This window comes from Pseudomonas putida, assembly GCF_022627325.1.
Lineage (GTDB): Bacteria > Pseudomonadota > Gammaproteobacteria > Pseudomonadales > Pseudomonadaceae > Aquipseudomonas > Aquipseudomonas putida_X.
The window spans coordinates 65,985-89,973 of sequence record NZ_JAETZZ010000009.1 but is presented as its reverse complement, the minus strand read 5'-3'; the positions used below and the strand labels follow the sequence as shown (position 1 = coordinate 89,973).

Annotated in this window: 23 protein-coding genes; 11 read left to right on the top strand and 12 right to left on the bottom strand. The window is 62.6% G+C overall.

Annotated features, from left to right (window positions below):
• Nucleotides 1-22: 22 nt before the first annotated feature.
• Nucleotides 23-922 carry an Hsp33 family molecular chaperone HslO gene (gene hslO / locus JNA92_RS15540; RefSeq protein WP_241805520.1) on the bottom strand — a complete coding sequence of 300 codons (900 nt, stop codon included), beginning with the start codon at nt 920-922 and terminating at the stop codon, nt 23-25.
• Nucleotides 923-1,041: 119 nt separating this feature from the next.
• On the opposite strand from hslO, the gene JNA92_RS15535 reads away from it, so the two are divergent.
• Entirely contained in the window at nt 1,042-1,836 is a 795-nt protein-coding gene (locus JNA92_RS15535; protein WP_241805518.1) for a phosphatase PAP2 family protein, read from the top strand.
• Between the two features lie 27 nt (nt 1,837-1,863).
• Here JNA92_RS15535 and JNA92_RS15530 read toward each other — a convergent pair whose 3' ends face one another.
• Nucleotides 1,864-2,265 carry an RNA-binding S4 domain-containing protein gene (locus tag JNA92_RS15530; protein ID WP_241805517.1) on the bottom strand — a complete coding sequence of 134 codons (402 nt, stop codon included), beginning with the start codon at nt 2,263-2,265 and terminating at the stop codon, nt 1,864-1,866.
• A gap of 109 nt (nt 2,266-2,374) precedes the next feature.
• Here JNA92_RS15530 and JNA92_RS15525 point away from each other — a divergent pair, with 109 nt between their 5' ends.
• On the top strand, nt 2,375-2,857 hold the full coding sequence (locus JNA92_RS15525; protein ID WP_241805516.1) for an ATP-dependent zinc protease family protein: 483 nt from the start codon (nt 2,375-2,377) through the stop codon (nt 2,855-2,857).
• A complete protein-coding gene (rimK, locus tag JNA92_RS15520) occupies nt 2,854-3,759 on the top strand; it encodes a 30S ribosomal protein S6--L-glutamate ligase (RefSeq protein WP_012316721.1) in 906 nt (301 codons plus the stop codon). Before JNA92_RS15525 ends, rimK begins: the two co-directional genes overlap by 4 nt.
• Nucleotides 3,760-3,802: 43 nt before the next feature.
• Here rimK and JNA92_RS15515 read toward each other — a convergent pair whose 3' ends face one another.
• Together JNA92_RS15515 and ompR are read right to left on the bottom strand one after the other, a co-directional pair.
• Nucleotides 3,803-5,116, bottom strand: coding sequence for an ATP-binding protein (locus tag JNA92_RS15515; RefSeq protein WP_012316722.1), 1,314 nt, complete (start codon nt 5,114-5,116; stop codon nt 3,803-3,805).
• Between the two features lie 13 nt (nt 5,117-5,129).
• Complete coding sequence (gene ompR / locus JNA92_RS15510; protein WP_241805515.1) at nt 5,130-5,870, bottom strand: osmolarity response regulator transcription factor OmpR; 741 nt, start codon at nt 5,868-5,870, stop codon at nt 5,130-5,132.
• 228 nt (nt 5,871-6,098) lie between these two features.
• On the opposite strand from ompR, the gene JNA92_RS15505 reads away from it, so the two are divergent.
• From JNA92_RS15505 to JNA92_RS15490, 4 genes are all read left to right on the top strand, one after another.
• The gene (locus JNA92_RS15505) at nt 6,099-8,423 is read left to right on the top strand and encodes a Tex family protein (RefSeq protein WP_241805514.1); all 2,325 of its coding nucleotides are present in this window, start codon (nt 6,099-6,101) and stop codon (nt 8,421-8,423) included.
• Nucleotides 8,423-8,806, top strand: a complete 384-nt coding sequence (locus tag JNA92_RS15500; RefSeq protein ID WP_241805513.1) for a PaaI family thioesterase — start codon at nt 8,423-8,425, stop codon at nt 8,804-8,806. The genes JNA92_RS15505 and JNA92_RS15500 overlap by 1 nt, the downstream gene beginning before the upstream one ends.
• Nucleotides 8,807-8,960: 154 nt before the next feature.
• Nucleotides 8,961-10,538, top strand: coding sequence for a glutamate--cysteine ligase (gene gshA, locus JNA92_RS15495; protein ID WP_277818178.1), 1,578 nt, complete (start codon nt 8,961-8,963; stop codon nt 10,536-10,538).
• Nucleotides 10,538-11,176 carry a TetR/AcrR family transcriptional regulator gene (locus JNA92_RS15490; RefSeq protein ID WP_241805511.1) on the top strand — a complete coding sequence of 213 codons (639 nt, stop codon included), beginning with the start codon at nt 10,538-10,540 and terminating at the stop codon, nt 11,174-11,176. The genes gshA and JNA92_RS15490 overlap by 1 nt, the downstream gene beginning before the upstream one ends.
• A gap of 139 nt (nt 11,177-11,315) precedes the next feature.
• Here the strand turns inward: JNA92_RS15490 and JNA92_RS15485 are convergent, their stop codons facing one another.
• The 7 genes from JNA92_RS15485 to JNA92_RS15455 all read right to left on the bottom strand — a co-directional run bounded on the left by JNA92_RS15485 (nt 11,316) and on the right by JNA92_RS15455 (nt 17,639).
• Nucleotides 11,316-11,531: a TOBE domain-containing protein gene (locus JNA92_RS15485; protein ID WP_008095172.1), complete on the bottom strand. Its 216-nt coding sequence runs from the start codon at nt 11,529-11,531 to the stop codon at nt 11,316-11,318.
• Between the two features lie 44 nt (nt 11,532-11,575).
• On the bottom strand, nt 11,576-12,388 hold the full coding sequence (gene ssuB, locus JNA92_RS15480; protein ID WP_241805510.1) for an aliphatic sulfonates ABC transporter ATP-binding protein: 813 nt from the start codon (nt 12,386-12,388) through the stop codon (nt 11,576-11,578).
• Nucleotides 12,385-13,182, bottom strand: a complete 798-nt coding sequence (ssuC, locus tag JNA92_RS15475; RefSeq protein WP_241805509.1) for an aliphatic sulfonate ABC transporter permease SsuC — start codon at nt 13,180-13,182, stop codon at nt 12,385-12,387. Before ssuC ends, ssuB begins: the two co-directional genes overlap by 4 nt.
• 10 nt (nt 13,183-13,192) lie before the next feature.
• Complete coding sequence (ssuD, locus tag JNA92_RS15470) at nt 13,193-14,341, bottom strand: FMNH2-dependent alkanesulfonate monooxygenase (RefSeq protein WP_241805508.1); 1,149 nt, start codon at nt 14,339-14,341, stop codon at nt 13,193-13,195.
• Nucleotides 14,342-14,401: 60 nt separating this feature from the next.
• Nucleotides 14,402-15,367, bottom strand: coding sequence for a sulfonate ABC transporter substrate-binding protein (locus JNA92_RS15465; RefSeq protein WP_241805507.1), 966 nt, complete (start codon nt 15,365-15,367; stop codon nt 14,402-14,404).
• A gap of 154 nt (nt 15,368-15,521) precedes the next feature.
• On the bottom strand, nt 15,522-16,160 hold the full coding sequence (locus tag JNA92_RS15460; RefSeq protein WP_016497546.1) for a peroxiredoxin: 639 nt from the start codon (nt 16,158-16,160) through the stop codon (nt 15,522-15,524).
• 165 nt (nt 16,161-16,325) lie between these two features.
• Nucleotides 16,326-17,639, bottom strand: a complete 1,314-nt coding sequence (locus JNA92_RS15455; protein ID WP_241805506.1) for an OprD family porin — start codon at nt 17,637-17,639, stop codon at nt 16,326-16,328.
• A gap of 500 nt (nt 17,640-18,139) precedes the next feature.
• Between JNA92_RS15455 and tauA the strand changes: the two genes are divergently transcribed.
• Genes tauA through tauD form a run of 4 tightly spaced genes read left to right on the top strand, consistent with a single transcriptional unit; the run spans nt 18,140 to nt 21,634 of the window.
• Nucleotides 18,140-19,111 (top strand): taurine ABC transporter substrate-binding protein, encoded by a 972-nt coding sequence (tauA, locus tag JNA92_RS15450; protein WP_241805505.1) that lies wholly within the window; start codon nt 18,140-18,142, stop codon nt 19,109-19,111.
• A gap of 13 nt (nt 19,112-19,124) precedes the next feature.
• On the top strand, nt 19,125-19,913 hold the full coding sequence (gene tauB / locus JNA92_RS15445; protein WP_241805504.1) for a taurine ABC transporter ATP-binding subunit: 789 nt from the start codon (nt 19,125-19,127) through the stop codon (nt 19,911-19,913).
• Nucleotides 19,910-20,749, top strand: a complete 840-nt coding sequence (gene tauC, locus JNA92_RS15440) for a taurine ABC transporter permease TauC (protein ID WP_241805503.1) — start codon at nt 19,910-19,912, stop codon at nt 20,747-20,749. Before tauB ends, tauC begins: the two co-directional genes overlap by 4 nt.
• A 51-nt stretch (nt 20,750-20,800) precedes the next feature.
• Nucleotides 20,801-21,634, top strand: coding sequence for a taurine dioxygenase (tauD, locus tag JNA92_RS15435; RefSeq protein ID WP_241805502.1), 834 nt, complete (start codon nt 20,801-20,803; stop codon nt 21,632-21,634).
• An 81-nt stretch (nt 21,635-21,715) separates the two neighbouring features.
• Here tauD and betT read toward each other — a convergent pair whose 3' ends face one another.
• A complete protein-coding gene (gene betT / locus JNA92_RS15430) occupies nt 21,716-23,677 on the bottom strand; it encodes a choline transporter BetT (protein WP_241805702.1) in 1,962 nt (653 codons plus the stop codon).
• Between the last annotated feature and the right edge of the window lie 312 nt (nt 23,678-23,989).

Below are 23,989 nucleotides of genomic sequence, written 5' to 3'. Positions count from 1 at the left end.
GAATTCACTGAAATGAAACGTTTCAGTGGCGAGTTTCTGACGCCGTGTCAGTGCCACCACCGGCAAACAGTTGTGCCACATCGCTGGCATCGAAGAAATAACGCTCGTTGCAGAACTGGCAATCGATCTCGACCTTGCCACCGCACTCCTCGACCAGCTGCTTGGCGTCCTGCTCGCCAAGACTGACCAGCGCATTGCCGGAACGTTCGCGCGAGCAGCTGCACTTGAAGCGCAGCGGCTGGATGTCGAACAGGCGTACGGCGTCTTCATGGTAGAGGCGGTGCAGCAAGGTTTCGTTGGCCTCGGCCCACTCCTGCGGCTTGAGAGTGTTGGCCAGGGCGATCACATGCTGCCAGCTGTCCTCGCGCTCTTCTTCGTCACGCTGGCGATCCACCGGCAACTGCTGCAGCAACAGGCCGCGGGCCTTGCCGCCTTCGGCGTTGAGCCAGAAGCGCGTGTTGAGCTGCTGCGACTGCACGAAGTAGTTGGTGAAGCACTCGGCCAGGTTTTTGCCGTCGAGCTCGACGGTACCCTGGTAGCGCTGGCCCTTGACCGGGTCGATGGTCAGGGTCAGATGGCCGTCCGGCATCAGCTGAGCCAACGTCGCGTCGGCGGGGATCTGGTCCGCTTCGTATCGCGCCATGCCCCGGATGTCGCGCTCGCCCGAGCACTCCACCATCAACAGTGGGATGGGGCCGGCAGAGCGGGCCTGAAGGATCAGCAGGCCGTCGAACTTCAACGCGCCCACCAACAGCGAGGTAGCGGCCATCAGTTCGCCGAGCAATGTGGCAACGGGCTGTGGGTAGGCGTGACGAGCCAACACTGCGGCGTAGCTGTCATCGAGTGCCACCCACTCGCCGCGAATATCGCGGTCGTCGAAGATGAAACGTTGGGTGAAATCGGTATCCGGCAAATCGCTCATAGGTTTTGGCTATCTAAAAATGATGACAAAATGGTTACACGGGATGTCTGACAGTTGCTAGATTCCGTGACAGAGCCCTTACAAGGCGCTCCGATTCCTGATTGCAATAGAGGTATTTTATGGACAATCGACCACTGTTAAAAGCAACGTGGTCCTGGGGCCCCTTGGCAGCCTGCACGTTGCTGCCCATCGCTCTACTGTGTTTCTGGTTATGGCCCTTTGGCCAGATCCTGTGCCTGACTTTCGACGAATGGCTGTTCCACAGCCTCAATGCACCGTTGGCCGACAACACCGCCTGGCGCCATGTCTGGGCCATCGGCAGCCTGCGGCCCTTCGACATCGTCGTTGGCCTGGTCCTTCTGGCCGTGCTGATCCGCGGCGACTGGGTGTTCAAAGCCAGCCAGGTGCGTGAAGCCTTCTTCGGCTTTCTGGTTACGCTAATCCTCTTAGTGGTGATTCGCGCGCTGTTTTCCAAGTGGGTGGATGCAATGGGCTGGCAGCATGACAGCCCATCGATGGTATTCACCAACGCTGTGCACCTGAGCGACTACTACCCGAACCTTGAGAAGGCATGGGAGCTGAAGGACCGTTCCAGCAACAGCTTCCCGGGCGACCACGCCTCGGTGTTGCTGATCTGGGCCTTGTTCATGAGCCTGTTCAGCCGGCGCCTGGTCCAGCACCTGGTGATCTGGGGCCTGGCGTTGCTGTTCATGCTGCCACGGCTGGTCGCAGGCGCGCACTGGGGGCAGGATGACTACATCGGTGGCTTGCTGATGGCAGTGCTGGCCTTGGGCTGGAGCTGCCATACGCCGCTAGCGGCAAAGGGTAGCGCATTGCTGGTGCGGTGGACGGCGCCATTGTTTGCCATCGGGGCCAGGCTACCGTTGGTCGGGCGCCTGGCGGTGTTCCGCTAGAGGCCAGGGGCCGCTGCTCAGCCCCTTTCAGTCAAAATGACCGTGCAGTTGGTGAATCTGCCGCCGCTGCTTCTTGTTCGGCCGGCCGTCGGTGGTCACGCCCATCGCCCCGGCCTTGCGCAGCTCGGCTGCCTGCTCACGGCGGCGCACACTCTCCTCGGTTTCTGCGTACAGGGCCTGCGCTTCAGGCGCGCCCCTGCGTACCGCCGACAGCGCCTTGACCACCACGGTACGCTCGTCGAAACCGGTACGCAGCACGAACTCGTCACCCACCCTCGGCTCTTTGCCGGGTTTGCAGCGCTCGCCACGGCAATGCACCTTGCCACTTTCAATGGCGGCCTTGGCCAGCGCGCGGGTCTTGTAGAACCGCGCCGCCCATAACCATTTATCCAGGCGTACCTTGTCGTCCTCTTCCGCTTTGTGTGCCATCCCGTTACCTCGAATTCTGTCTTTAACCGAACTGTACTACCGTAACTGACGGATGCAAAAAGTCCCCGCCGTGCTTACAGTTCACCACCTCATTCGCAGGGTGTGCTTCGTGAAGACATTTGACCATCTGACTGTAATCGGCCTGCGTGAGTGGGTCGCTTTGCCCGACCTCGGCGTGGCGGGCCTGCGCGCCAAGATCGATACCGGTGCCAGCACCTCCAGCCTGCACGCTACCGAGGTGGAGCCTTTCGAACGCGACGGCCAGCCGTGGGTGCGCTTTACGGCTCACCTGGGTTCGGTCGTGCAATTGCGCCACCGCCGCTGCGAAGCCCCACTGGTGACGATGAAGACCATCAAGAGCTCCAACGGCCACGCCCAGACCCGTTACGTGATCCGCACATCGTTGGCGTTGGGCGATGGCCTCTGGGAGGTAGAGTTCACCCTCGCCTGCCGCAAGAACATGCGCTATCGCCTGCTGCTTGGCTCCAAGGCGCTCATTCACGGCCAGTTGGTGGTCAACCCGGGGCTCAAGTACGTGCAAGACAAACCGGCCTACCCGGCCACCCTATCTCCTGTCACAGGTGCTGCATGAAGATCGCTGTGCTGTCGCGCAATCCGCGTCTGTATTCCACCCGCCGGCTGGTCGAAGCCGGCACTCAGCGTGGCCATGAAATGGTGGTGATCGATACCTTGCGGGCCTACATGAACATCGCCAGCCACAAGCCGCAGATCCATTACCGCGGCAAGCCGCTGGAGGGCTTCGATGCAGTGATCCCACGCATCGGCGCCTCAGTGACGTTCTACGGCTGCGCGGTGCTGCGCCAGTTCGAGATGATGGGCGTTTACCCGCTCAACGAGTCGGTGGCCATCGCCCGTTCGCGTGACAAGCTGCGTTCGTTGCAGTTGTTGTCCCGGCGCGGCATCGGCCTGCCCATTACCGGGTTCGCCCACTCGCCGGACGACATCCCCGACCTGATCCAGATGGTCAATGGCGCCCCCCTGGTCATCAAGGTACTGGAAGGCACGCAAGGCATCGGCGTGGTGTTGTGCGAGACGACCCAAGCAGCCGAGTCAGTGATCGAAGCGTTCATGGGCCTGAAACAGAACATCATGGTTCAGGAGTACATCAAGGAGGCCGGCGGTGCCGATATCCGCTGCTTCGTGGTAGGCGACAAGGTGATTGCTTCGATGAAGCGCCAGGCCAAACCAGGCGAGTTCCGCTCCAACCTGCATCGGGGCGGGGTGGCCAGCCTGATCAAGATCACCCCCGAAGAACGTATAACCGCCATTCGTGCGGCCAAGGTGATGGGCCTGAGTGTGGCGGGGGTGGATATTCTGCGCTCCAACCACGGCCCGCTGGTGATGGAGGTGAATTCCTCACCGGGGCTGGAAGGTATCGAGGTGACAACCGGCAAGAACGTGGCCGGTATGATCATCGAGCATCTGGAGAAAAATGGCGGGCCGAATCAGACCCGGACCAAGGGCAAGGGCTGAGGCTTCGGGGCTGCCGTGCAGCCCCATCGTCGGCAGCGAAAGCTCACACCGCGTTACGCGGCAGCAACAGCCCCAACGGTAACCTCACCCGCGCCTCGATCCCGCCCCCGGAGCGGTTGCGCAACTCGACATTACCGCCATGCTGGGCGGCGATCCGCTTGACGATCGCCAGCCCCAGCCCGGTGCCCTTGCCACCCCGCGCCCGGTCCCCACGAATGAACGGGTTGAAGATGGTCTCCAGCTCCGACTCATCGATCCCCGCGCCCCGGTCCAGCACGCTCAGCACCACATAGGGCGCGCTCTCATCGCCCGACACATAGGCGGCCACCTCGACCCCCTTGCCCGCATGATGCAGCGCATTACCGATCAGGTTGCCCAGCATGCGCTTGAGCGAAACCCGTCGCAGCGGGAATGGCGGAATAGGCTCGAGGCACAAGCGCACACGCTCTTGCGGCTGGTTGTAGGGCGCCACCACTTCGCGCACCAGGTCGGCCAGGTCGACCTCCTCCAGCGGCTCGTCGCGGCCATCGCGAATGAAAGCCAGGAACTGGTCAAGAATCGCATCCATGTCTTCGATGTCGCGGACCATGTCGTCGCTCAGGTCGTTGTCACTGTTGAGCAAGGACAGCGACAGACGCAGACGCGTCAGTGGCGTGCGCAAATCGTGGGACACCCCCGCCAGCATCAACTCGCGCTCACGCCCGGCCTGCTCGACATCCTCGGCCATCTGGTTGAACGCGCGATACACCTCGGTCATTTCGCTCGGCGTATCGCTGATCGGCAGACGCACACTGCGACCCTGGCCCAACTGGCGGGCAGCGAACACCAGGCGTTTGAGCGGCTGGTTGAGCTGGCGCACGAAGATCCATGCCGAAGCGGTGGACAACAGGCCGATGGCCAGGAACCAGCCAAGCACGTTCCAGATCTTCTGGCCCCGCAACGGGTGCGGATAAAGCGGCACTTTCAGCCAGCCTGGGCCGAGGCTTGGCGCGTTGACCCACAACGCCGGCGGTGCGTGGATGCGCAAGCGCACTTCGGTGTCCTCGCCCAGCTCGGCCTGCATCTGGCGTTGATAGATTTCGCTGTAGGGCCAGTGCTGCTCGCCCTCTGGCACGCCAGAGCCGGTCACCCGGATCAGGCCTGCGGCTTCGGCAATCTTGTCGCGGTTTTCTTCATCGGCCGCCCAATAGGCGCGCAGCGTCAGCGCCACACCATGGCTGTATTGCCGATCGACCAGCACGTCCTCGTTCATCAGCAGGTAGACCAGGGTCAACGCCTTGGAGAACAGGACGACGATCAGCACCAGCCACAGGGTACGGGCGAAGAAGCTCTGCGGGAACCAGACCGGAGTTTTCATCGAAGGCCAGCGTTCATTTGCTGGCGTTTCCGTCCGGTACGAAGACGTAACCTACGCCCCACACAGTCTGGATATACCGCGGTTTGGACGGGTCCGGTTCGATCATGCGGCGCAGGCGCGAGATCTGTACGTCGATCGAGCGCTCCAGGGCATCCCACTCTCGGCCACGGGCCAGGTTCATCAGCTTGTCGCGGGTCAACGGCTCGCGGGCGTGCATGACCAGCGCCTTGAGCACGGCGAACTCACCGGTGGTGAGCATGTGCACCTCTTCACCACGCTTGAGTTCACGGGTGGCCAGCGACAGCTCGTAATCGCCGAAGGTGACCAACTCGTCCTCGCTGCCCGGGGCGCCCGGCACCGTCGGTGCCTGACGGCGCAACACGGCCTTGACCCGCGCCATCAGCTCGTCCGGGTTGAACGGCTTGCCCAGGTAATCGTCAGCGCCCAGCTCAAGCCCCTTGATGCGGCTGAGCTCGTCACCCTTGGCGGTGAGCATGATGATCGGGATCTGGTTGTTCGACTGGCGCAGGCGCTTGCACGCTGACAAGCCATCCTCGCCGGGCAGCATCAGGTCGAGCACCACCAGGTTGAACACCTCGCGCTGCAGCAGGCGGTCCATCTGTTCGGTGTTGGGCACCGCGCGGGCACGGTAGCCCTTGCTGGTGAAGAAACGTTCCAGCAGGCTGCTGAGCCCCGGATCGTCGTCGACGATGAGAATCTTGTCACCTTCAGCGGTATTTGCGGTGCCGGTCATGAATAACTCCTCTGAGATCGCCGCGCATTATGGCGTAGCCATTGCCACGCGTGCCGTGAGCATTGTTAGCAGATTTTTCCCCCGGCGCCAGTTCCCGGCCTCGGCGACTGGCCTGGCGCCATCACCGCAAGCCTTCTCCGATGGGTATAATGCGCGGCTTTCATCCAGCGCCGCCGGGCGGAACAAGCGCCTCGCAGCCCCCGTATTCACAATTGTCAGGTGGTTTACATGGACAGCATCAACAGCCGTATCGCCGAGGAACTGGGCGTACGCCCTCAGCAGGTCGAGGCGGCCGTGGGCCTGTTGGACGAGGGCTCGACCGTGCCCTTCATCGCCCGTTACCGCAAGGAAGTGACCGGTAGCCTGGACGACACCCAGTTGCGGCACCTGGAAGAGCGCCTGCGCTACCTGCGCGAGCTGGACGACCGCCGTGCGAGCATCCTGTCCAGCATCGAGGAACAGGGCAAGCTGACCCCTGAACTGGCCCGCGAGATCAAGCTGGCCGACACCAAGACCCGCCTCGAAGACCTTTACCTGCCCTACAAGCAAAAGCGCCGCACCAAGGGCCAGATCGCCCTGGAAGCGGGCCTGGGCGAGTTGGCCGACGGCCTGTTCAACGACCCGCAACTGGCGCCGGAAAGCGAAGCAGCGCGCTTCGTCGATGCCGAAAAGGGTGTCGCCGACGTCAAGGCCGCCCTCGAGGGCGCCAAGTACATCCTCATGGAGCGCTTCGCCGAAGACGCTGCCCTGCTCGACAAGCTGCGCAACTTCCTCAAGCAGGAGGCGGTGCTCAGCGCCCGCGTGGTGGCTGGCAAGGAAGAGGAAGGCGCCAAGTTCCGCGACTATTTCGCCCATGACGAACTGCTGCGCAACTGCCCGTCGCACCGCGCACTGGCTATTTTCCGTGGCCGTAACGAAGGCGTGCTGAGCGCATCGCTGAAAGTCGGCGAAGAGCTGCCGGGCACCCTGCACCCCTGCGAAATGATGATTGGCGGCCACTTCGGCGTGGAAAACCGCAATCGCCCGGCTGACAAGTGGCTGGGCGAGGTGGTGCGCTGGACCTGGAAGGTCAAGCTGTACACCCACCTGGAAACCGACCTGTTCGGTGAGTTGCGCGACAACGCCGAAAGCGAGGCGATCAATGTCTTCGCCCACAACCTGCATGACTTGCTGCTGGCCGCCCCGGCCGGCCCGCGTGCCACCCTGGGCTTCGACCCGGGCCTGCGTACCGGCTGCAAGGTCGCAGTGGTCGATGCCACCGGCAAGCTGCTGGACACCGCTACGGTCTATCCGCACGCGCCACGCAACGACTGGGACCGCACGATTTCGGTACTGGCCGCGCTGTGCGCCAAGCACTCGGTGGAGCTGATCGCCATTGGCAACGGCACCGCCAGCCGCGAAAGCGACAAGCTGATCGCTGAGCTGGTTAAAAAATACCCAGCACTGAAGATCACCAAGATCATGGTGTCCGAAGCCGGAGCGTCGGTGTACTCGGCATCGGAGCTGGCTGCCCGTGAATTCCCTGACCTGGACGTCTCGATCCGTGGCGCCGTGTCGATTGCCCGCCGCCTGCAGGACCCACTGGCCGAACTGGTGAAGATCGACCCCAAATCCATCGGTGTCGGCCAGTATCAGCACGATGTATCCCAGGTGAAGCTGGCGCGCGGGCTGGACGCTGTGGTCGAAGACTGTGTGAACGCCGTGGGTGTGGACGTCAACACCGCTTCGGTCGCGCTGCTGACCCGTATCTCTGGCCTCAACGCCACCCTGGCGCAGAACATCGTCGCGCACCGCGATGCCAATGGCCCGTTCGCCACCCGTGCCGCACTCAAGAAGGTCAGCCGGCTGGGCGAAAAAACCTTCGAGCAAGCCGCCGGCTTCCTGCGCGTCATGAACGGCGACAACCCGCTGGATGCCTCCGCCGTGCACCCGGAGGCCTACCCGCTGGTGAAACGCATCGCCGCCGACACCGGCCGTGACATCCGCTCGCTCATCGGCGACAGCGGCTTCCTCAAGCGCCTGGACCCCAAGCAGTTCACCGACGAAACCTTCGGCCTGCCCACCGTCACCGACATCCTCCAGGAACTGGACAAGCCCGGGCGTGACCCGCGCCCCGAGTTCAAGACCGCCACCTTCCAGGACGGCGTCGAAGACCTCAAGGACCTGGAGCCTGGCATGATTCTCGAAGGCGTGGTCACCAACGTCACCAACTTCGGTGCGTTCGTCGACATCGGCGTGCACCAGGACGGCCTGGTGCACATCTCGGCGCTTTCCGAGAAGTTCGTCAAGGACCCGCGCGAGGCGGTCAAGGCCGGCGACGTGGTCAAGGTCAAGGTCATGGAAGTGGACATCCCGCGCAAGCGTGTCGGCCTGTCCATGCGCATGAGCGATACCCCGGGCGAAAAAGTCGAAGGCAACCGCGGTGGCAACCGTGGCAATGGCGGCAACCGCCAGCAGCAGGCACCGCGCCAGCGCGAAACCGCTAGCGCCGCACCGACGAACAACGCCATGGCTGCGCTCTTTGCCAACGCCAAGCAGTTGAAGAAGAAGTGATGGAGATCCCCAAGGCGCTGGTTGAAAGCGCCTACAGCCAGCTGCTGGGCTGCCGCCTGCAACGCCTGGACATCGGCGTCGCAGAGGTGGCTCTGGCGCTTGAGCCGCACCTGCGCAACCGCGGCCAGAAGCTGCATGGCGGGGCCATCTTCAGCCTGGTGGACATCGCCATGGGCCTGGCCTGCTCGGCCAGCCATGGCTTTGACCAGCAGAGCGTGACCATCGAATGCAAGATCAACTACATGCGCGCGGTCGGTGACGGCGAGGTACTGTGCACGGCGCGGGTGCTGCACGCCGGCCGGCGGACCTTGGTGGTCGACGCCGACGTAGTCCAAGGCGACAAACTGGTCGCCAAAGCGCAGGGAACCTTCGCAGTTCTCTAGCTCACCAAATGGTATCTGCGGTATTTTGCGGCAGTGCGCTGGCACTGCCGTAACCGCGTAAACCAGGCGACAACGCCAGTTCCTTTCCTCCTACCCTTGTAGACCGTCAACTCTACCCCCATATTGGGGCGACTGATGCGTGAAGGAAACCATCTTGAGCGACCTCCTCAACCGCCGCCTGAGCCTGCTCGGCGCCAATCTTCCCCTGCTCAAGCAGTGCCTGCACGGTATTGAGCGCGAATGCCTGCGCGTCACCGACGAAGGTCGCCTGGCTCAGACCCCACACCCGGAAAGCCTGGGTTCGGCGCTGACCAACGAGCAGATAACCACCGATTATTCCGAGTCGCTGCTGGAGTTCATCACCCCGGCCCTGGCTGACCCGGCCCAGGTGTTGGAAAGCCTCGAGCAAACCCACCGTTTCGTCTACAGCAAGCTTGGCGACGAACTGCTGTGGAGCCCGTCGATGCCGTGCACGCTGCCGGCCGAGGAGGACATCCCGATCGCCGAGTACGGGACCTCGAACATCGGCAAGCTGAAGCACGTCTACCGCAAGGGCCTGGCCCTGCGCTACGGCCGCACCATGCAGTGCATCGCCGGCATCCACTACAACTTCTCGTTGCCTGAAGCGCTGTGGCCCCTGCTGCGCGCCGCCGAAGGCAACGATCAGAGCGACCGCGACTATCAATCGGCGGCTTACATTGCGCTGATCCGCAACTTCCGCCGTTACAGCTGGCTGCTGATGTACCTGTTCGGTGCGTCGCCAGCCCTGGACAAAGGCTTCCTGCGCGGTCGCCCGCACCAGCTCGAAGAGCTGGACGCCGAAACCCTGTACCTGCCCTACGCCACCAGCCTGCGCATGAGCGACCTGGGTTACCAGAGCAATGCTCAGGCGGGCCTGACGCCCTGCTACAACAACCTGGCCAGTTATACCGACAGCCTGCGCAAGGCAGTGGGCACGCCCTACCCGCCCTACGTCGAGATCGGCACGCATGTCGACGGCGAATGGGTGCAGTTGAACACCAACATCCTGCAGATCGAGAACGAGTACTACTCGAACATTCGCCCCAAACGTGTCACCTACACCGGCGAACGGCCGATCCAGGCCCTGACCTCCCGCGGCGTGCAGTATGTCGAGGTGCGTTGCCTGGACATCAACCCGTTCCTGCCGGTAGGCATCGACCTCACCGAGGCGCGCTTCATCGATGCGTTCCTGCTGTTCTGTGCGCTGAAAGACAGCCCACAGCTGGACAACGGCGAATGCGGCCAGTGCACCGACAACTTCCTGACCGTGGTCAAGGAAGGCCGTCGCCCAGGCCTTGAGCTGCACCGCAATGGCCTGCCGATCGGCCTGAAAGACTGGGCCAGTGAACTGATCGAGCGTATCCGGCTATTGGCCAACCTGCTCGACCAGGCGCAAGGCTCTGATGAGCACGCCAAGGCCCTGGATGCCCAGCAGGCCAAGGTCGACGACGCCTCGCTGACCCCCTCTGCCCAGGTGTTGGCACGCATGGCCGAGCATGACGAAAGCTTCGTCCAGTTCTCGCTTCGCCAAAGCCGGCTCCACGCCGAGGCTTTCCGCGAGCAGCCACTGAGCAACGACAAGCAGCAGGCATTCGAAACGCTGGCACGCGAATCGCTCGCCAAGCAGTCCGAGCTGGAGCAAGACGAAGTCGGTGACTTCGACCTGTTCGTCGGCGCCTACCAGGCCAGTATCCTGGCAATCAGCAACTGATGAACCGCTCGACCACCCCGCGCAAGCCGCGCGCCAGCAGCCAGGCCAGGATCGAAGCCATCCTGGCGGCGGCGCGCGAACTGCTGGCTGAACAAGGGGTGGCGGCACTTTCCATCTACAGCGTGGCCGAGCGGGCGCAGATTCCACCCTCGTCGGTGTATCACTTCTTCGCCAGCGTACCGGCCTTGCTGGAAGCCCTGACAGCCGATGTGCACCGGGCGTTTCGCGAAGCCCTGAGCGCACCGATCGACAGCAGCGCATTGGGCACCTGGCAGCAACTGTCACGGCTGATCGAAGAGCGCATGCTTGCCATCTACAACGAGGATGCGGCGGCGCGGCAGCTGATTCTGGCGCAGCATGGCCTGAGCGAAGTGGTGCAGGCCGACCGGCAGCACGACATGGAACTGGGCGACTTGATGCACAAGCTGTTCGACCAGCATTTCCACCTGCCGGCGATGCCGCTGGATGTGGATGTGTTTGCCTTGGCCATGGAGCTCAGTGACCGGGTCTATGCCCGCTCGATGCAGCTGCATGAACAGATCACGCCGCGCATGGCAGAAGAAGGGATGCGGGTATGCGAGGCGTATCTGGGGCTCTACCTGCCACCGTTTCTGGGTAAACGCCACACAGCGCCCTGAGCCAGGCCCTCAGTTGTAGCTGCAAGAGCGAGGCGCGGTGCGGAGCGATTGGTCACGCGGGCTGGGACTCGCCTGACGCCATATGGCGGCCCATTCGCGGTCCAAGCCGCGACTGGGTCGCACAGCGCCGCCACGGCCATTACAGCTTGGCGATGGACACCTCGGTGGACTTCACGAACGCAATCACTTCACTGCCCACCTGCAGCTCCAGCTCTTTTACCGAGCGGGTGGTGATCACGGATGTGACGATACCTGAGGCCGTCTGCACGTCGATTTCCGACAGTACCGGGCCTTCGAGGATTTCTTTCACGGTGCCTTTGAACTGGTTACGGACGTTGATGGCTTTGATGGTCATGATGTCATTCCTTCTCTATGGCTTCAGGCTGGTGAGTGAGTCATTCAATGCGCCCAACGCAATTGCATGGGCAGAGGGGCTACAGGGTCCGGCTCGGGCGCAGTGCCCGGTGCCGACAGAACACGGTTGAGCACTTCGCTTTCCAGCGCGGCCAGGCGGTGTGTACCGCGCGCGCGGGGCCGTGCCAGGTCGACGGTGAGGTCGAGCCCGACTTCGCCGTCTTCGATCAGGATCACCCGGTCAGCCACGGCAACCGCCTCGCTGACATCGTGAGTGACCAGCAGCACGGTGAAGCCGTGCTCACGCCACAGGCGTTCTATCAGTTGCTGCATCTCGATACGGGTCAATGCATCCAGCGCACCCAGCGGCTCGTCCAGCAGCAGCAGGCGTGGCTGGTGGATCAGCGCACGCGCCAAGGCCACGCGCTGTTTCTGGCCACCCGACAGGGCTGCCGGCCATTCATTGGCGCGGTCAGCCAGGCCAACCGCCTCCAGCGCTTGCAGCGCACGGGGGCGCCAGTCACCCGACAGGCCCAGGCCAACGTTGTCGATCACCTTCTTCCACGGCAGCAAGCGAGCGTCCTGGAACATCAGGCGGGTTTCTTCACGGGCCTCTTCCAGCGGCGCAGCGCCGGCCAGCAACTGCCCGCCCGTAGGCTGGTCGAGCCCGGCCAGCAGCCGCAACAGGGTGCTTTTGCCGCAGCCGCTGCGGCCAACGATGGCCACGCACTGCCCCGCCGGAATGTGCAGGTCGATGCCCTTCAAGACTTCGCGCTGGCCAAAGGTCTTGCGCAGGCCGTTGCAGGCCAGCGGGATGCCACGCAACAGGCGTGGCGGCTGTTCCTTGAGCACGGTCATGCGCCCTCCTTCCTGGCCACTTGATAGGCCGGGTGCCAGCGCAGCCACACACGCTCCAGGCCACGAGCGGCGAGGTCGGCAAGTTTGCCGAGCACGGCATACAGAACGATGGCCAGTACCACCACGTCGGTCTGCAGGAACTCACGGGCGTTCATCGCCAGGTAACCGATGCCGGCGTTCGCTGAAATGGTCTCGGCCACGATCAGGGTCAGCCACATGAAACCCAGTGCGAAGCGCACGCCCACCAGGATCGATGGCAGTGCACCCGGCAGGATCACCTGACGGAACAGGCTGAAGCCGGACAAGCCGTAGCTGCGCGCCATTTCCACCAGCGCCGGGTCGACATTGCGGATGCCGTGGTAGGTGTTCAGGTAGATCGGGAACAGCGTGCCCAGCGCGACCAGGAAGATCTTTGCCGACTCGTCGATACCGAACCACAGGATCACCAGCGGGATCAGCGCCAGATGCGGCACGTTGCGGATCATCTGCACCGAGCTGTCGAGCAGGCGCTCGCCCCAGTTCGACAGGCCGGTGATGAAGCCCAGCACCAGCCCAATGCTGCCACCGATCAGAAACCCCAGGCCGGCACGCCAGCCGCTGATGGCCAGGTGGGTCCAGATATCGCCGCTACGCACCAGCTCGACACCTGCGCTGACCACTGCGCTAGGTGCTGGCAAGATGCGCGTCGACAGCCAGCCAGCGCTGACCGCCAGTTGCCAGACTGCCAACAGCAGCACCGGCAGTGCCCACGGCGCCAGGCGCTGGGTCAGGGTGGAGGATGTTGCACGACTCATGGCCCGGCCCTCAGCTCTGCGACACAGACTTGGGCAGGATGTCGTTGGCCACCATCTCGCCGAACGGGCTTACGTAGCCTCCGGTTTTCGGTTGCTCCGGGCGCTGTACATCGAGGTGCGGGAACAGCAGTTCGGCAACCCGATACGCTTCTTCCAGGTGTGGATAACCCGAGAAGATGAAGGTATCGATCCCCAGGTCGGCATATTCCTTCACCCGCGCCGCGACAGTCGGGCCATCGCCCACCAGGGCGGTGCCGGCACCGCCACGCACCAGGCCAACGCCTGCCCACAAGTTGGGGCTGACTTCCAGGTTGTCACGGTTGCCGCCGTGCAGCGCAGCCATGCGCTGCTGGCCCACCGAGTCGAAGCGCGCCAGCGAGGCCTGGGCACGGGCGATGGTGTCATCGTCCAGGTGCGAGATCAGGCGGTCAGCCGCAGCCCATGCGTGTTCGTTGGTTTCGCGCACGATCACGTGCAGGCGAATGCCGAAGCGTACTTCGCGGCCTTGAGCAGCGGCTTTTTCACGCACCTGGGCGATCTTCTCGGCCACGGCTGCCGGCGGCTCGCCCCAGGTCAGGTACAACTCGACCTGTTCGGCGGCCAGGTCCTGAGCGGCCTGCGACGAACCGCCGAAATACAGCGGCGGGCGTGGTTGCTGGATCGGCGGGTAGAGCAGCTTGGCGCCCTTTACCTGGATGTGCTTGCCGTCGTAATCAACGTTTTCGCCTTCCAGCACCTTGCGCCAGATACGGGTGAACTCGACCGAGGCTTCGTAGCGCTCCTGGTGGTTCAGGTGCAGCCCATCACCCGCCAGTTCATCGGGGTCGCCACCGGTCACCAGGTTGAACAGCGCACGGCCATTGGACAGGCGGTCCAGCGTTGCAGCCTGACGTGCTGCCACGGTCGGCGAAATGATGCCTGGGCGCAGGGCAACCAGGAATTTCAGATGCTGGGTCACGGGAATCAGCGACGCTGCCACCAGCCACGAGTCCTCGCAGGAACGCCCGGTAGGGATCAGCACCCCAGCAAAACCAAGGCGGTCGGCGGCCTGCGCGATCTGCTGCAGGTAACCGTGGTCGACCGCGCGGGCGCCCTCGGATGTGCCCAGGTACTTGCCGTCACCATGGGTCGGGAGGAACCAGAAAATGTTAAGGCTCATTGGCGTTGTCTCCTCAAAGGTGGCGAGGGCCACAGCGGCGCCCCGGCACAGGCGAATCGATCAAGGCGCGCTGGCGACCTTGGCCGGGGGTGTCCAGATCACGTCCTTGATGCTCAGCGGCTTGGGGATCAGCTTCAGCGCGTGGAAGGTGTCGGCGATTTTCTGTTGTGCGGCCACCACCTCGGGTGTCAGCGGCGCGGCACCGTAGCCTTGGCGTTTGACTGAGGTCAGGGTGATGTCGGCGGGCAGCCCGAGCAGCGGAGCGACCTGGTCGGTCACTTCCTGAGGGTTGGCCTGCGACCATCTGCCCACGGCGCGTACTTCTTCGATGAGGGCGTTGATCACAGCCGGATGCTGGGTCGCGTAGTTGCGGGTGGCCAGGTAGAACTGGTGGTTGTCGACCAGCGCTTTGCCGTCACGCAGGGTGCGTGCCTGCAGCTGCTGTTCGGCGGCGGCCTGGTACGGGTCCCAGATCACCCAGGCATCGACGCTGCCACGCTCGAACGCGGCGCGGGCATCGGCCGGCGGCAGGTAGACGGGCTGTATGTCGCTGTACTTGAGGCCCGCCTCTTCCAGGGCGCGGACCAGCAGGTAATGAACGTTCGAGCCTTTGTTGAGGGCAACCTTCTTGCCCTTGAGCTCCTTCACCGACTGGACCGGCGAACCCTTTGGGACAAGGATCGCTTCACTGTGCGGCGCAGGCGGTTCGTAGGCCACATAGAGCAGATCGGCCCCAGCAGCCTGAGCGAATACCGGGGGCGTTTCACCGGTTACGCCAAAGTCGATAGAGCCGACATTCAAGCCTTCGAGCAGCTGCGGGCCACCGGGGAATTCGGTCCATTGCACCTGGACACCCTGATCGGCCAGGCGCTTTTCCAGCGTGCCCTTGGCTTTGAGCAGCACCAGGGTGCCGTATTTCTGATAGCCGATACGCAGGCTTTCAGCCTGGGCTTGGGTAATGGCGCCGAAGGACACAGCCGCCGCAAACAGGGCGACCAGACCACGACGCAAGAAGACTGTGCGCATGGCGCTCTCCTGTGCGAGTAGGTTCGGGTTGCACCTGCTTGCCTCGTTGACGGGCGAGTAAGGTGGCAAGCTGTAAGCCGCAAACTTCAAGAAAAAACTGGCCCCGCTTGTAGCTTGTAGCTTGTAGCTTGTAGCTTGCAGCTTGCAGCTCGCCTCAGCGATTAGGTTGCGGGGTGAGTCGCAGGTAGGGTTTTACGGCGCGGTAGCCTTTCGGGAAGCGCTGCTTGATCTCTTCCTCATCCTTCAGCGAAGGCACGATCACTACTTCGTCGCCGTCCTGCCAGTTACCCGGCGTGGCGACCTTGTGGTTGTCGGTGAGCTGCAGCGAGTCGATTACCCGCAGTATTTCGTTGAAGTTGCGCCCGGTACTGGCCGGATAAGTGATGGTCAGGCGCACCTTCTTGTTCGGGTCGATGACGAACAGCGAGCGCACGGTCAAGGTGTCGCTGGCGTTCGGGTGTATCAGGTCGTACAGGTCGGAAACCTTGCGGTCGGCGTCGGCGATGATCGGGAAGTTGACCACGGTGTTCTGGGTCTCGTTGATGTCCTCGATCCATTTGTGGTGCGAGTCGACCGGGTCCACGGACAGGGCAATGGCCTTGACCCCACGTTTGGCGAAGTCGTCCTTGAGCTTGGCGGTCAGGCCCAGCTCGGTGGTGCACACCGGGGTGAAGTCGGCCGGGTGAGAGAACAGCACGCCCCAGCTGTTACCAAGCCACTCGTGGAAGCGGATCTTGCCTTCGCTGGAATCCTGTTCGAAATCGGGGGCGATGTCGCCGAGTTTGAGGCTCATGGGGTGCGGCTCCTGTGCTGTGGACTGGCCTTGTGGGTTCAATGTGCCTTCATTCAGATAAAAACAAAAAGAATAAATAACGATTTATTTATAACCAAAAACTAAAGAAATCGAAGGGCAAAAAAAAGCCTCGCACTAGGCGAGGCTCTTTTGCGCAACTACGTCTTACATGAAGTTGTAAGTGTAGTTCACGATGAAGCGGGTCTGGTCTTGATCGTTAGCAGAGCCAGAACCGGTGCCGCGATAGACGCCTTGGCGCAGGCTGAAGCCCAGACCTTTAAGGGTGCCTTCCTGCAGGACGTAATCAACGCGAGCATCACGCTCCCACTCGCTGAAGGTACCGTTACCATTGGTGCTGCGACCGTCTTCACCACGCAGGTAGGAAACGGACGCTTTCAGGCCAGGCACGCCCAGGCGAGCAAAGTCATACGAGTACTGACCGAAGGTGGTGTTTTCACCGGCCTTGGCGAACTGGTTGATCATGCTGTCGGTGAACAGGTAGAAGCTGGAGCCGCCAGCGCCTTCATCGACCAGGCTGCCTTGGTTCAGCCAGACGAAGCCACCGTCATCGCTGACCTGCTGATGACCCAACATCAGAGCGTGGCCACCCAGCGTGTAGGTGAACATGGCGGACCAAGTCTTGTTGTCCACTTCACCTGGGTTCTTGGCATAGCCGTTGTTGTTTTTGAACTCGTAGCCAGCCTCACCATTGCGACCGTCCTTGCTGCTATCGAAGTAGCGCAGGTCGGTTTTGAACGACTGATCATCAGCAATCTTGAAGACGTGAGTGGCACCCAGGAAGTGCTGCTTGTAGAAGTCTTCCAGATTCGAGTAGTAGTACTGCAAGGTCAGGTCGGGAGTGAGCTTGTAATCCAGACCGGCGTAGCGGAACTTGTTGCTCTCCTCGGTAGCACCCTGTACCGAAAGACCGGTACGGTTGCTCGATGCACGACCCATGGCGTGGGTCAACTGACCGGCGTTGATGGTCAGGTTGTCGATTTCCTTCGACTGGATGGTGCCACCCTCGAAGGTCTGGGGCAGCAGACGGCCATCGTTGGAAACGAGGATTGGCAGGTTTGGCGCCAGAGCGCTGCCGTAGTGGACTTCAGTCTTGGAGAAGCGAGCTTTGGCGTTAGCACCGAGACGTGCCCACTGGCTCTCAGCGGACCCGTCGGAGTCGCTTGGGAAGAAACTGCTGGTGTCTGGATGCTTGCCACGGCCGCCGTCCAGATGAATGCCCCACAGAGCCTGGACATCAACACCAAACCCAACGGTACCTTCGGTGAAACCGGACAGATAGTCGAGCTTGAAGCCCTGACCCGATTCACGGTTGTCAGCACCACCGTCACGGTTGTCGCCATTGAAATACATGGTGCGCGAGCTAAGCGACAGTTTGCTGTCTTCAACGAAACCGGCAGCGCCTGCTTGCTGGGCGAGAACCCCCAGTGCCACGGCCAGAGCCAGGCTGGACTTGTACATGTTTTGCTCCTCTACGTTCTAATTTTTGTGTATCTCTGGCGGCAGGATCTGATGCCCCGCTCACCGTGGATTGGCGATTTAGTCACAAAGAATGACCAACAAGTCAATCGTTACTGAACATTTCACGACTTTAGTCTAAGACGCCACCTGTGCTACAGGATAATGACAATCCTATAAATCCAAAATGACCGTTTTATGAATTTCTAAGATTTTTAAGGCATATGGTCGAAACCTTTACTGCCAAAAATTGTATCGGCACGGGCCTGTAATAGCTTTAGGTTATTTGCAAACGTTTGCTCATAGCTTTATTCCCAATTGATCTGTGCAGCCGATAAAAACCTAGCATCGCACTAGGTCTTCGCCCCAAAGCCCCGCCACGCCCTAGGTCTTAAAGCGAATGGCTCCTATGCTAATTCCAAAAAGTTATTTATTTTATATTTCTTAGATCATCTAGCCTTCTTGCCATTCATCACTTCGATTGTCTGACAAGAGGTCCGACCATGATCCCGCACGCTCCACTGCGCCTGTTCGCTGCCCTGGCCCTCGCTGGCACCAGCTGGTTCGCCCAAGCCGCCGACCTCACCGTCGCCTACCAGACCACCGTCGACCCGGCCAAGGTGGCCCAGGTCGATGGCGACTACGAAAAAGCCAGCAAGGCCAGCATCGACTGGCGCAAGTTCGATAACGGCGCCGATGTGATCACTGCGGTGGCCAGCGGCGACGTGCAGATCGGCTACCTGGGCTCCAGCCCGCTGGCCGCTGCTGCCAGCCGCAAGCTGCCGGTGGAAACCTTCCTGATCGCCACCCAGATCGGCGCCGGCGAAGCGCTGGTGGCCCGCGACAGCATCAAGACCCCACAAGACCTGATCGGCAAGAAAGTCGCAGTGCCTTTTGTTTCGACCGGCCACTACAGCCTCTTGGCCGCGCTCAAAAGCTGGAACATCGACCCGTCCAAGGTGCAGATCCTCAACCTCGCCCCACCGGCGATCATCGCGGCCTGGAAGCGCGGTGACATCGATGCCACGTACGTTTGGGACCCGGCACTGGGCGTGGCCAAGGAAAACGGCAAGGTACTGATCACCTCCGGGGAACTGGCAGAAAAAGGCGCACCCACCTTCGATGCCTGGATCGTGCGCAAGGACTTCGCCGACAAGCACCCCGAGGTGGTCAAAGCCTTTGCCAAGGTCACCCTCGACGCCTACGCCGACTACCGCAAAGACCCGGCGGCCTGGCTGGCCAACAAGGACAACGTGGCCAAGCTGGTGAAACTGTCCGGCGCCAAGGCCAGCGATATCCCGGTGCTGTTGGAGGGTAACGTCTACCCGCTGGCCGCCGACCAGGCCAACGCCCTGGGCGCACCGACCACTCAAGCACTGACCGACACCGCCACCTTCCTCAAGCAGCAAGGCAAGGTCGACGCCGTGTTGCCGGACTACTCGGCCTACGTCAGCGCCAAGTTCCTGCCCAATTGATCCGGAGCCCGTCATGGCCTTGCTAGAACTGGAGCGCATCAGCGCACAGTACCCCGGCGCCAGCACCCCTGTGCTGGCGGACATCAACCTCAGCCTGGGCCCAGGCCAGTTGCTGGTCGCGCTGGGGCCCTCCGGCAGCGGCAAGACGTCGCTGCTCAACCTTATCGCGGGCTTCGTCACCCCCAGCGGCGGGCGTATCACCCTTGACGGCGTTGCGGTGCAAGGCCCCGGCGCCGAACGCGGCGTGGTGTTTCAGGACGATGCCCTGCTGCCGTGGCAGAACGTGCTGGGCAATGTCGCTTTCGGTTTGGAGCTGGCCGGTGTGGCCCGCGCAGAGCGGGAGGCCAAGGCACGGCAACTGCTGGCCCTGGTCGATCTGGATGGCTTTGGCGAGCGGCGCACCTGGCAACTCTCCGGCGGCCAGAAGCAGCGTGTGGGCCTGGCCCGCGCGCTGGCGGCCGACCCAAGGGTACTGCTGATGGACGAGCCGTTCGGCGCCCTTGACGCGTTCACCCGCGAGCAGATGCAGGAACTGCTGCTGCAAGTCTGGCAGCGCACTGCCAAACCGGTGTTCCTTATTACTCACGACATTGAGGAAGCCGTATTCCTTGCAACCGAGCTGGTGCTGCTGGCCCCAGACCCGGGCCGTGTGGTCGAGCGCCTGCAGCTGGGCTTCGGCCAACGTTATGCCGCTGGCGAGTCGGCTCGGGCGATCAAGTCTGACCCCCGCTTCATTGAAACCCGCGAGCATGTGCTGGCGCGGGTTTTCTCCCAACGCCAAAGCCTGCAGGAGCACGCATGAGCAGCCTCGATCTGCCGGTCGCCAGCAAGCGCGACAGCCACGCGCGGCCCGTCGAAAAAGCGCGCCGCCAGCTTTCCACCCGCTGGATCAGCACGCTAACCCTGGCCAGCCTGCTGCTGGTCTGGTGGCTGGTGACCGCCGCCGGCTGGATCGAGCCCCTGTTCCTGCCTGCGCCCAGCGACATCCTGGCCAAAGCCTGGAGCTTGCTCACCCAAGGCTACATGGACGCCAGCCTGTGGCAACACCTGGGCGCGAGCCTGGGGCGCATCGGCCTGGCACTGGTTGCTGCGACCCTGACCGCCATCCCGGTTGGTATCGCCATCGGCTACAACCGTGTAGCCCGCGGCATTCTCGACCCACTGATCGAGTTCTACCGCCCCATACCGCCCCTGGCCTACCTGCCGCTGATCGTCATCTGGTGCGGTATCGGCGAGCTGTCCAAGGTGCTGCTCATCTACCTGGCAATCTTCGCCCCGATCGCGATCGCCACGGCTACCGGCGTGCGCACCGTCGACCCGGCCAGGTTGCGCGCTGCGCAATCGCTGGGGGCGACCAAGGTACAACTGATCCGCCACGTGATCCTGCCCAGTGCCCTGCCCGATATCCTCACCGGCATCCGTATCGGCCTGGGTGTGGGCTGGTCGACCCTGGTAGCCGCCGAACTGATCGCTGCCACCAGCGGCCTGGGCTTCATGGTGCAGTCGGCGGCGCAGTTCCTGGTGACTGACGTGGTAGTGCTGGGCATCCTGCTGATCGCCCTGATCGCCTTCGCCCTGGAGATGGGCCTGCGCGCCCTGCAGCGCAAGCTGGTGCCCTGGCATGGGCAAAGCCACTGACGGGTTGCTGACCGACCACGCCGGCTACCCGGCGCCTGGAGTGAAAAAGACATGACGCTTACCGTTACCCCCCTCAGCCCGGCCCTTGGTGCCCAGATCAGCGGTGTGGACATCAGCCGCGAGATGACTGCCGAGCAGCGCGATGCCATCGAGCAGGCGCTGCTGCAACACCAGGTGCTGTTCTTCCGGGTCCAGCCGATCACGCCTGAGCAGCAAGCGCGCTTCGCCGCGCGCTTCGGCGACCTGCACATCCATCCGATCTATCCCAACGTCCCGCAAACCCCGCAGGTGCTGATCCTCGACACCGCGGTCACCGACGTACGCGATAATGCCGTGTGGCACACCGACGTGACCTTCCTGCCTACCCCGGCGCTGGGTGCGGTGCTCAGTGCCAAGCAGTTGCCGGCCTGGGGCGGCGATACCCTGTGGGCCAGCGGCATTGCCGCGTACCAAGCCCTGTCGGCGCCGCTGCGCGAGATGCTCGATGGCCTGACTGCAACGCACGATTTCACCCAGTCGTTCCCGCTCAAGCGCTTCGGCACTACGCCTGAAGACCTGGCACGCTGGGAAGCCACCCGGCGTAACAACCCGCCGCTGTCGCACCCGGTAGTGCGTACCCACCCGGTGAGCGGGCGCAAGGCGTTGTTCGTCAATGAAGGGTTCACCACACGCATCAATGAGCTCAGCGAACTGGAGAGTGAAGCATTGCTCAAGCTGCTGTTCACCCATGCGACGCGGCCGGAGTTCAGCATCCGCTGGCGTTGGCAGGAGAACGACGTGGCGTTCTGGGACAACCGCGTCACCCAGCATTTTGCGGTGGATGATTACCGACCCAACCGGCGGGTGATGCATCGGGCGACCATCCTGGGGGATGCGCCGTTCTGAGGGTGGCGGGCAAGCCGGCTCCTACAGGATCCTTGTGGAGCCGGCTTGCCGGCGAAAGGGCCGCGCAGCGGCCCCGGCGCTCTAGCGGACCAGGTGCAAGAACTGCATATGCCGTTCGTACTGGTCGAGGATGTCGTTGATGATCTGCTCCTTGCTGTAGCCCACCAGGTCGTAGTTCTGGCTGCCCTCGCTAAGATGCACCTCCGCGCGGTAATAACGGCGGTTCTTCAAGTCTTGAGAGCCCAACCCACCCAGCGCGAACGACGGTGTGAAATACCCCCGCATCTGCACCTGATAGATGAACGGCTGCTCCTCACCGTGGCCGACTTTCAGGCTGACATTGTCGTGGCTGGGATCATCCTGGGTCACCAACACCAGACCTTTCTGCTCGAACACCTCGCGCACTTCGGCAATCGCCGGGCGCACCACATCGTCCATGAAGCGGTACACCTCATCGCGTGACGGGAAATGCACCGCCTGGCTCAGGCGCTGGCGCCAGCCACCACGGCCACGGCGGGACTGGGCGAACGGGGCCAGCGAATGCAGCTGGGCGATCTGGCGCTGCGACTCCAGGTAGAACGCCTTATGCAGCCCCCACATCATGCATAGCAGGATCAACGAGAACGGCAACGAGGTCAGCACCACCGCCGATTTGAGCGAATCGATGCTGCCGGCGAACAGCAGGCTGCTGGTGATCAGCGCAGTCATCGCGCCCCAGAAGATCCGCAACCAGTTCGGGCCGTCTTCATCAGCACCGCCGTCCTTGGCGGACAAGGTCGACAGCACCACCGTGCCCGAGTCTGCCGAGGTGACGAAGAACACGAAGCTGATGAATACCGTCACTGCAATGACGACCTTGCTCCACGGGTAGGTCTCCAGCAGCAGATACAGGCTCATCGACGGGTTATCGATGGCCGACTGCCCAAGCGCCGTCATGCCATGGTTCAGTACCTGGTCCAGCGCGCTGTTGCCGAAGATCGACATCCACGCCAGGGTGAAGCCCAGCGGGATCAGCAGCACTCCGAAGACGAATTCACGAATGGTGCGGCCACGCGAGATGCGGGCGATGAACAGCCCTACGAACGGCGCCCAGGCAATCCACCAGGCCCAGTAGAACACCGTCCAGCCACCCAGCCAGTCACGGTTTTCGCCGTAGGCATACACGTCGAAGCTCTTGCGGGGTAGCGCGCCGAGGTAATCACCCAGGTTCTGGATCAGGGTGTTGAACAGGTGCTGGGTTGGGCCGGCGAACAACACGAACAGCAACAGCGCACAGGCCAGGAACAGGTTGATGTCGCTCATCACCCGCACGCCCTTCTCCACCCCAGCGACTGCCACCGCCACGGCCGCGCCCATCATCAGGGTGATGAGGATCACTTGCACCCACTGGCTATGGCTGATGCCGAACAAGTAGTCCAGGCCGGCATTGAGGTGCAGTACGCCGAAGCCCATGTCGGCCCCCAGGCCGAACACCGTAGCGATAATGCCGAAGCCGTCCACCGCATAGCCGATCGGCCCGTTGATACGTTTGCCAATCAGCGGGTACAGCGCCGAACGCAACGCCAGCGGCAGGTTGTGCCGGTAGGCGAAATAGGCCAGCGCCATGCCGACGAAGGCGAACACGCCCCAGCCATGCAGGCCCCAGTGCAGGAACAGTATCTGCATCGCCTGGCGCCCTGCCTCCGCCGTGCCCGCCTCACCCTGGGGGGGCTGGAGCATGTGGGTCAGGGGTTCGGAAACGCAGAAGAAGAACAGGGTGATGCTGATACCGGCGGCGAACAACATGCCGGCCCACGACAGGTAGCTGAACTCGGGTTCGTCGTGGTCGGCACCGAGCTTGATCTTGCCGTAGCCGGACAAGGCGGTGACCACCACGAAGACCAGGTACAGGGTCATGGCCAGCATGTAGTACCAGCCGACCGTATTGGCCGCCCAGTTCTGCGCCGCCAAGAGCCAGTCGCCCGCTGCTTGAGGTTGGGCGATGACCACCAGGCCGAAGATGAGGATGAAACTTGCCGCAAAATAGAACACCGGAGGGTTCATGCGGATCTGGCTGTTGGAAGGGGTCGGTGCACTCATGGGGCATGCACCTCGTCGATTGACGTGAGGTTCGGAATGAACGGGTTCAGCAAAGGAATCCTCCTGTTGAACACCGGCAACGGACCAGCGTTTTTCGTTGAACAAGCGTTCAAGTTAAACATGGATCGGGATTCGATGCGACCCGAGGCGCCGATCGGCGCGCTCGTACCGGCCCTATTGCGGGTAAGCCCTACACAGCCAAGCCACTGTACTCAGGTGTGCCGGTGAACCCGTGAGAGCCGGCTTGTCGGCGATAGGGCCGGTACGAACACGGCT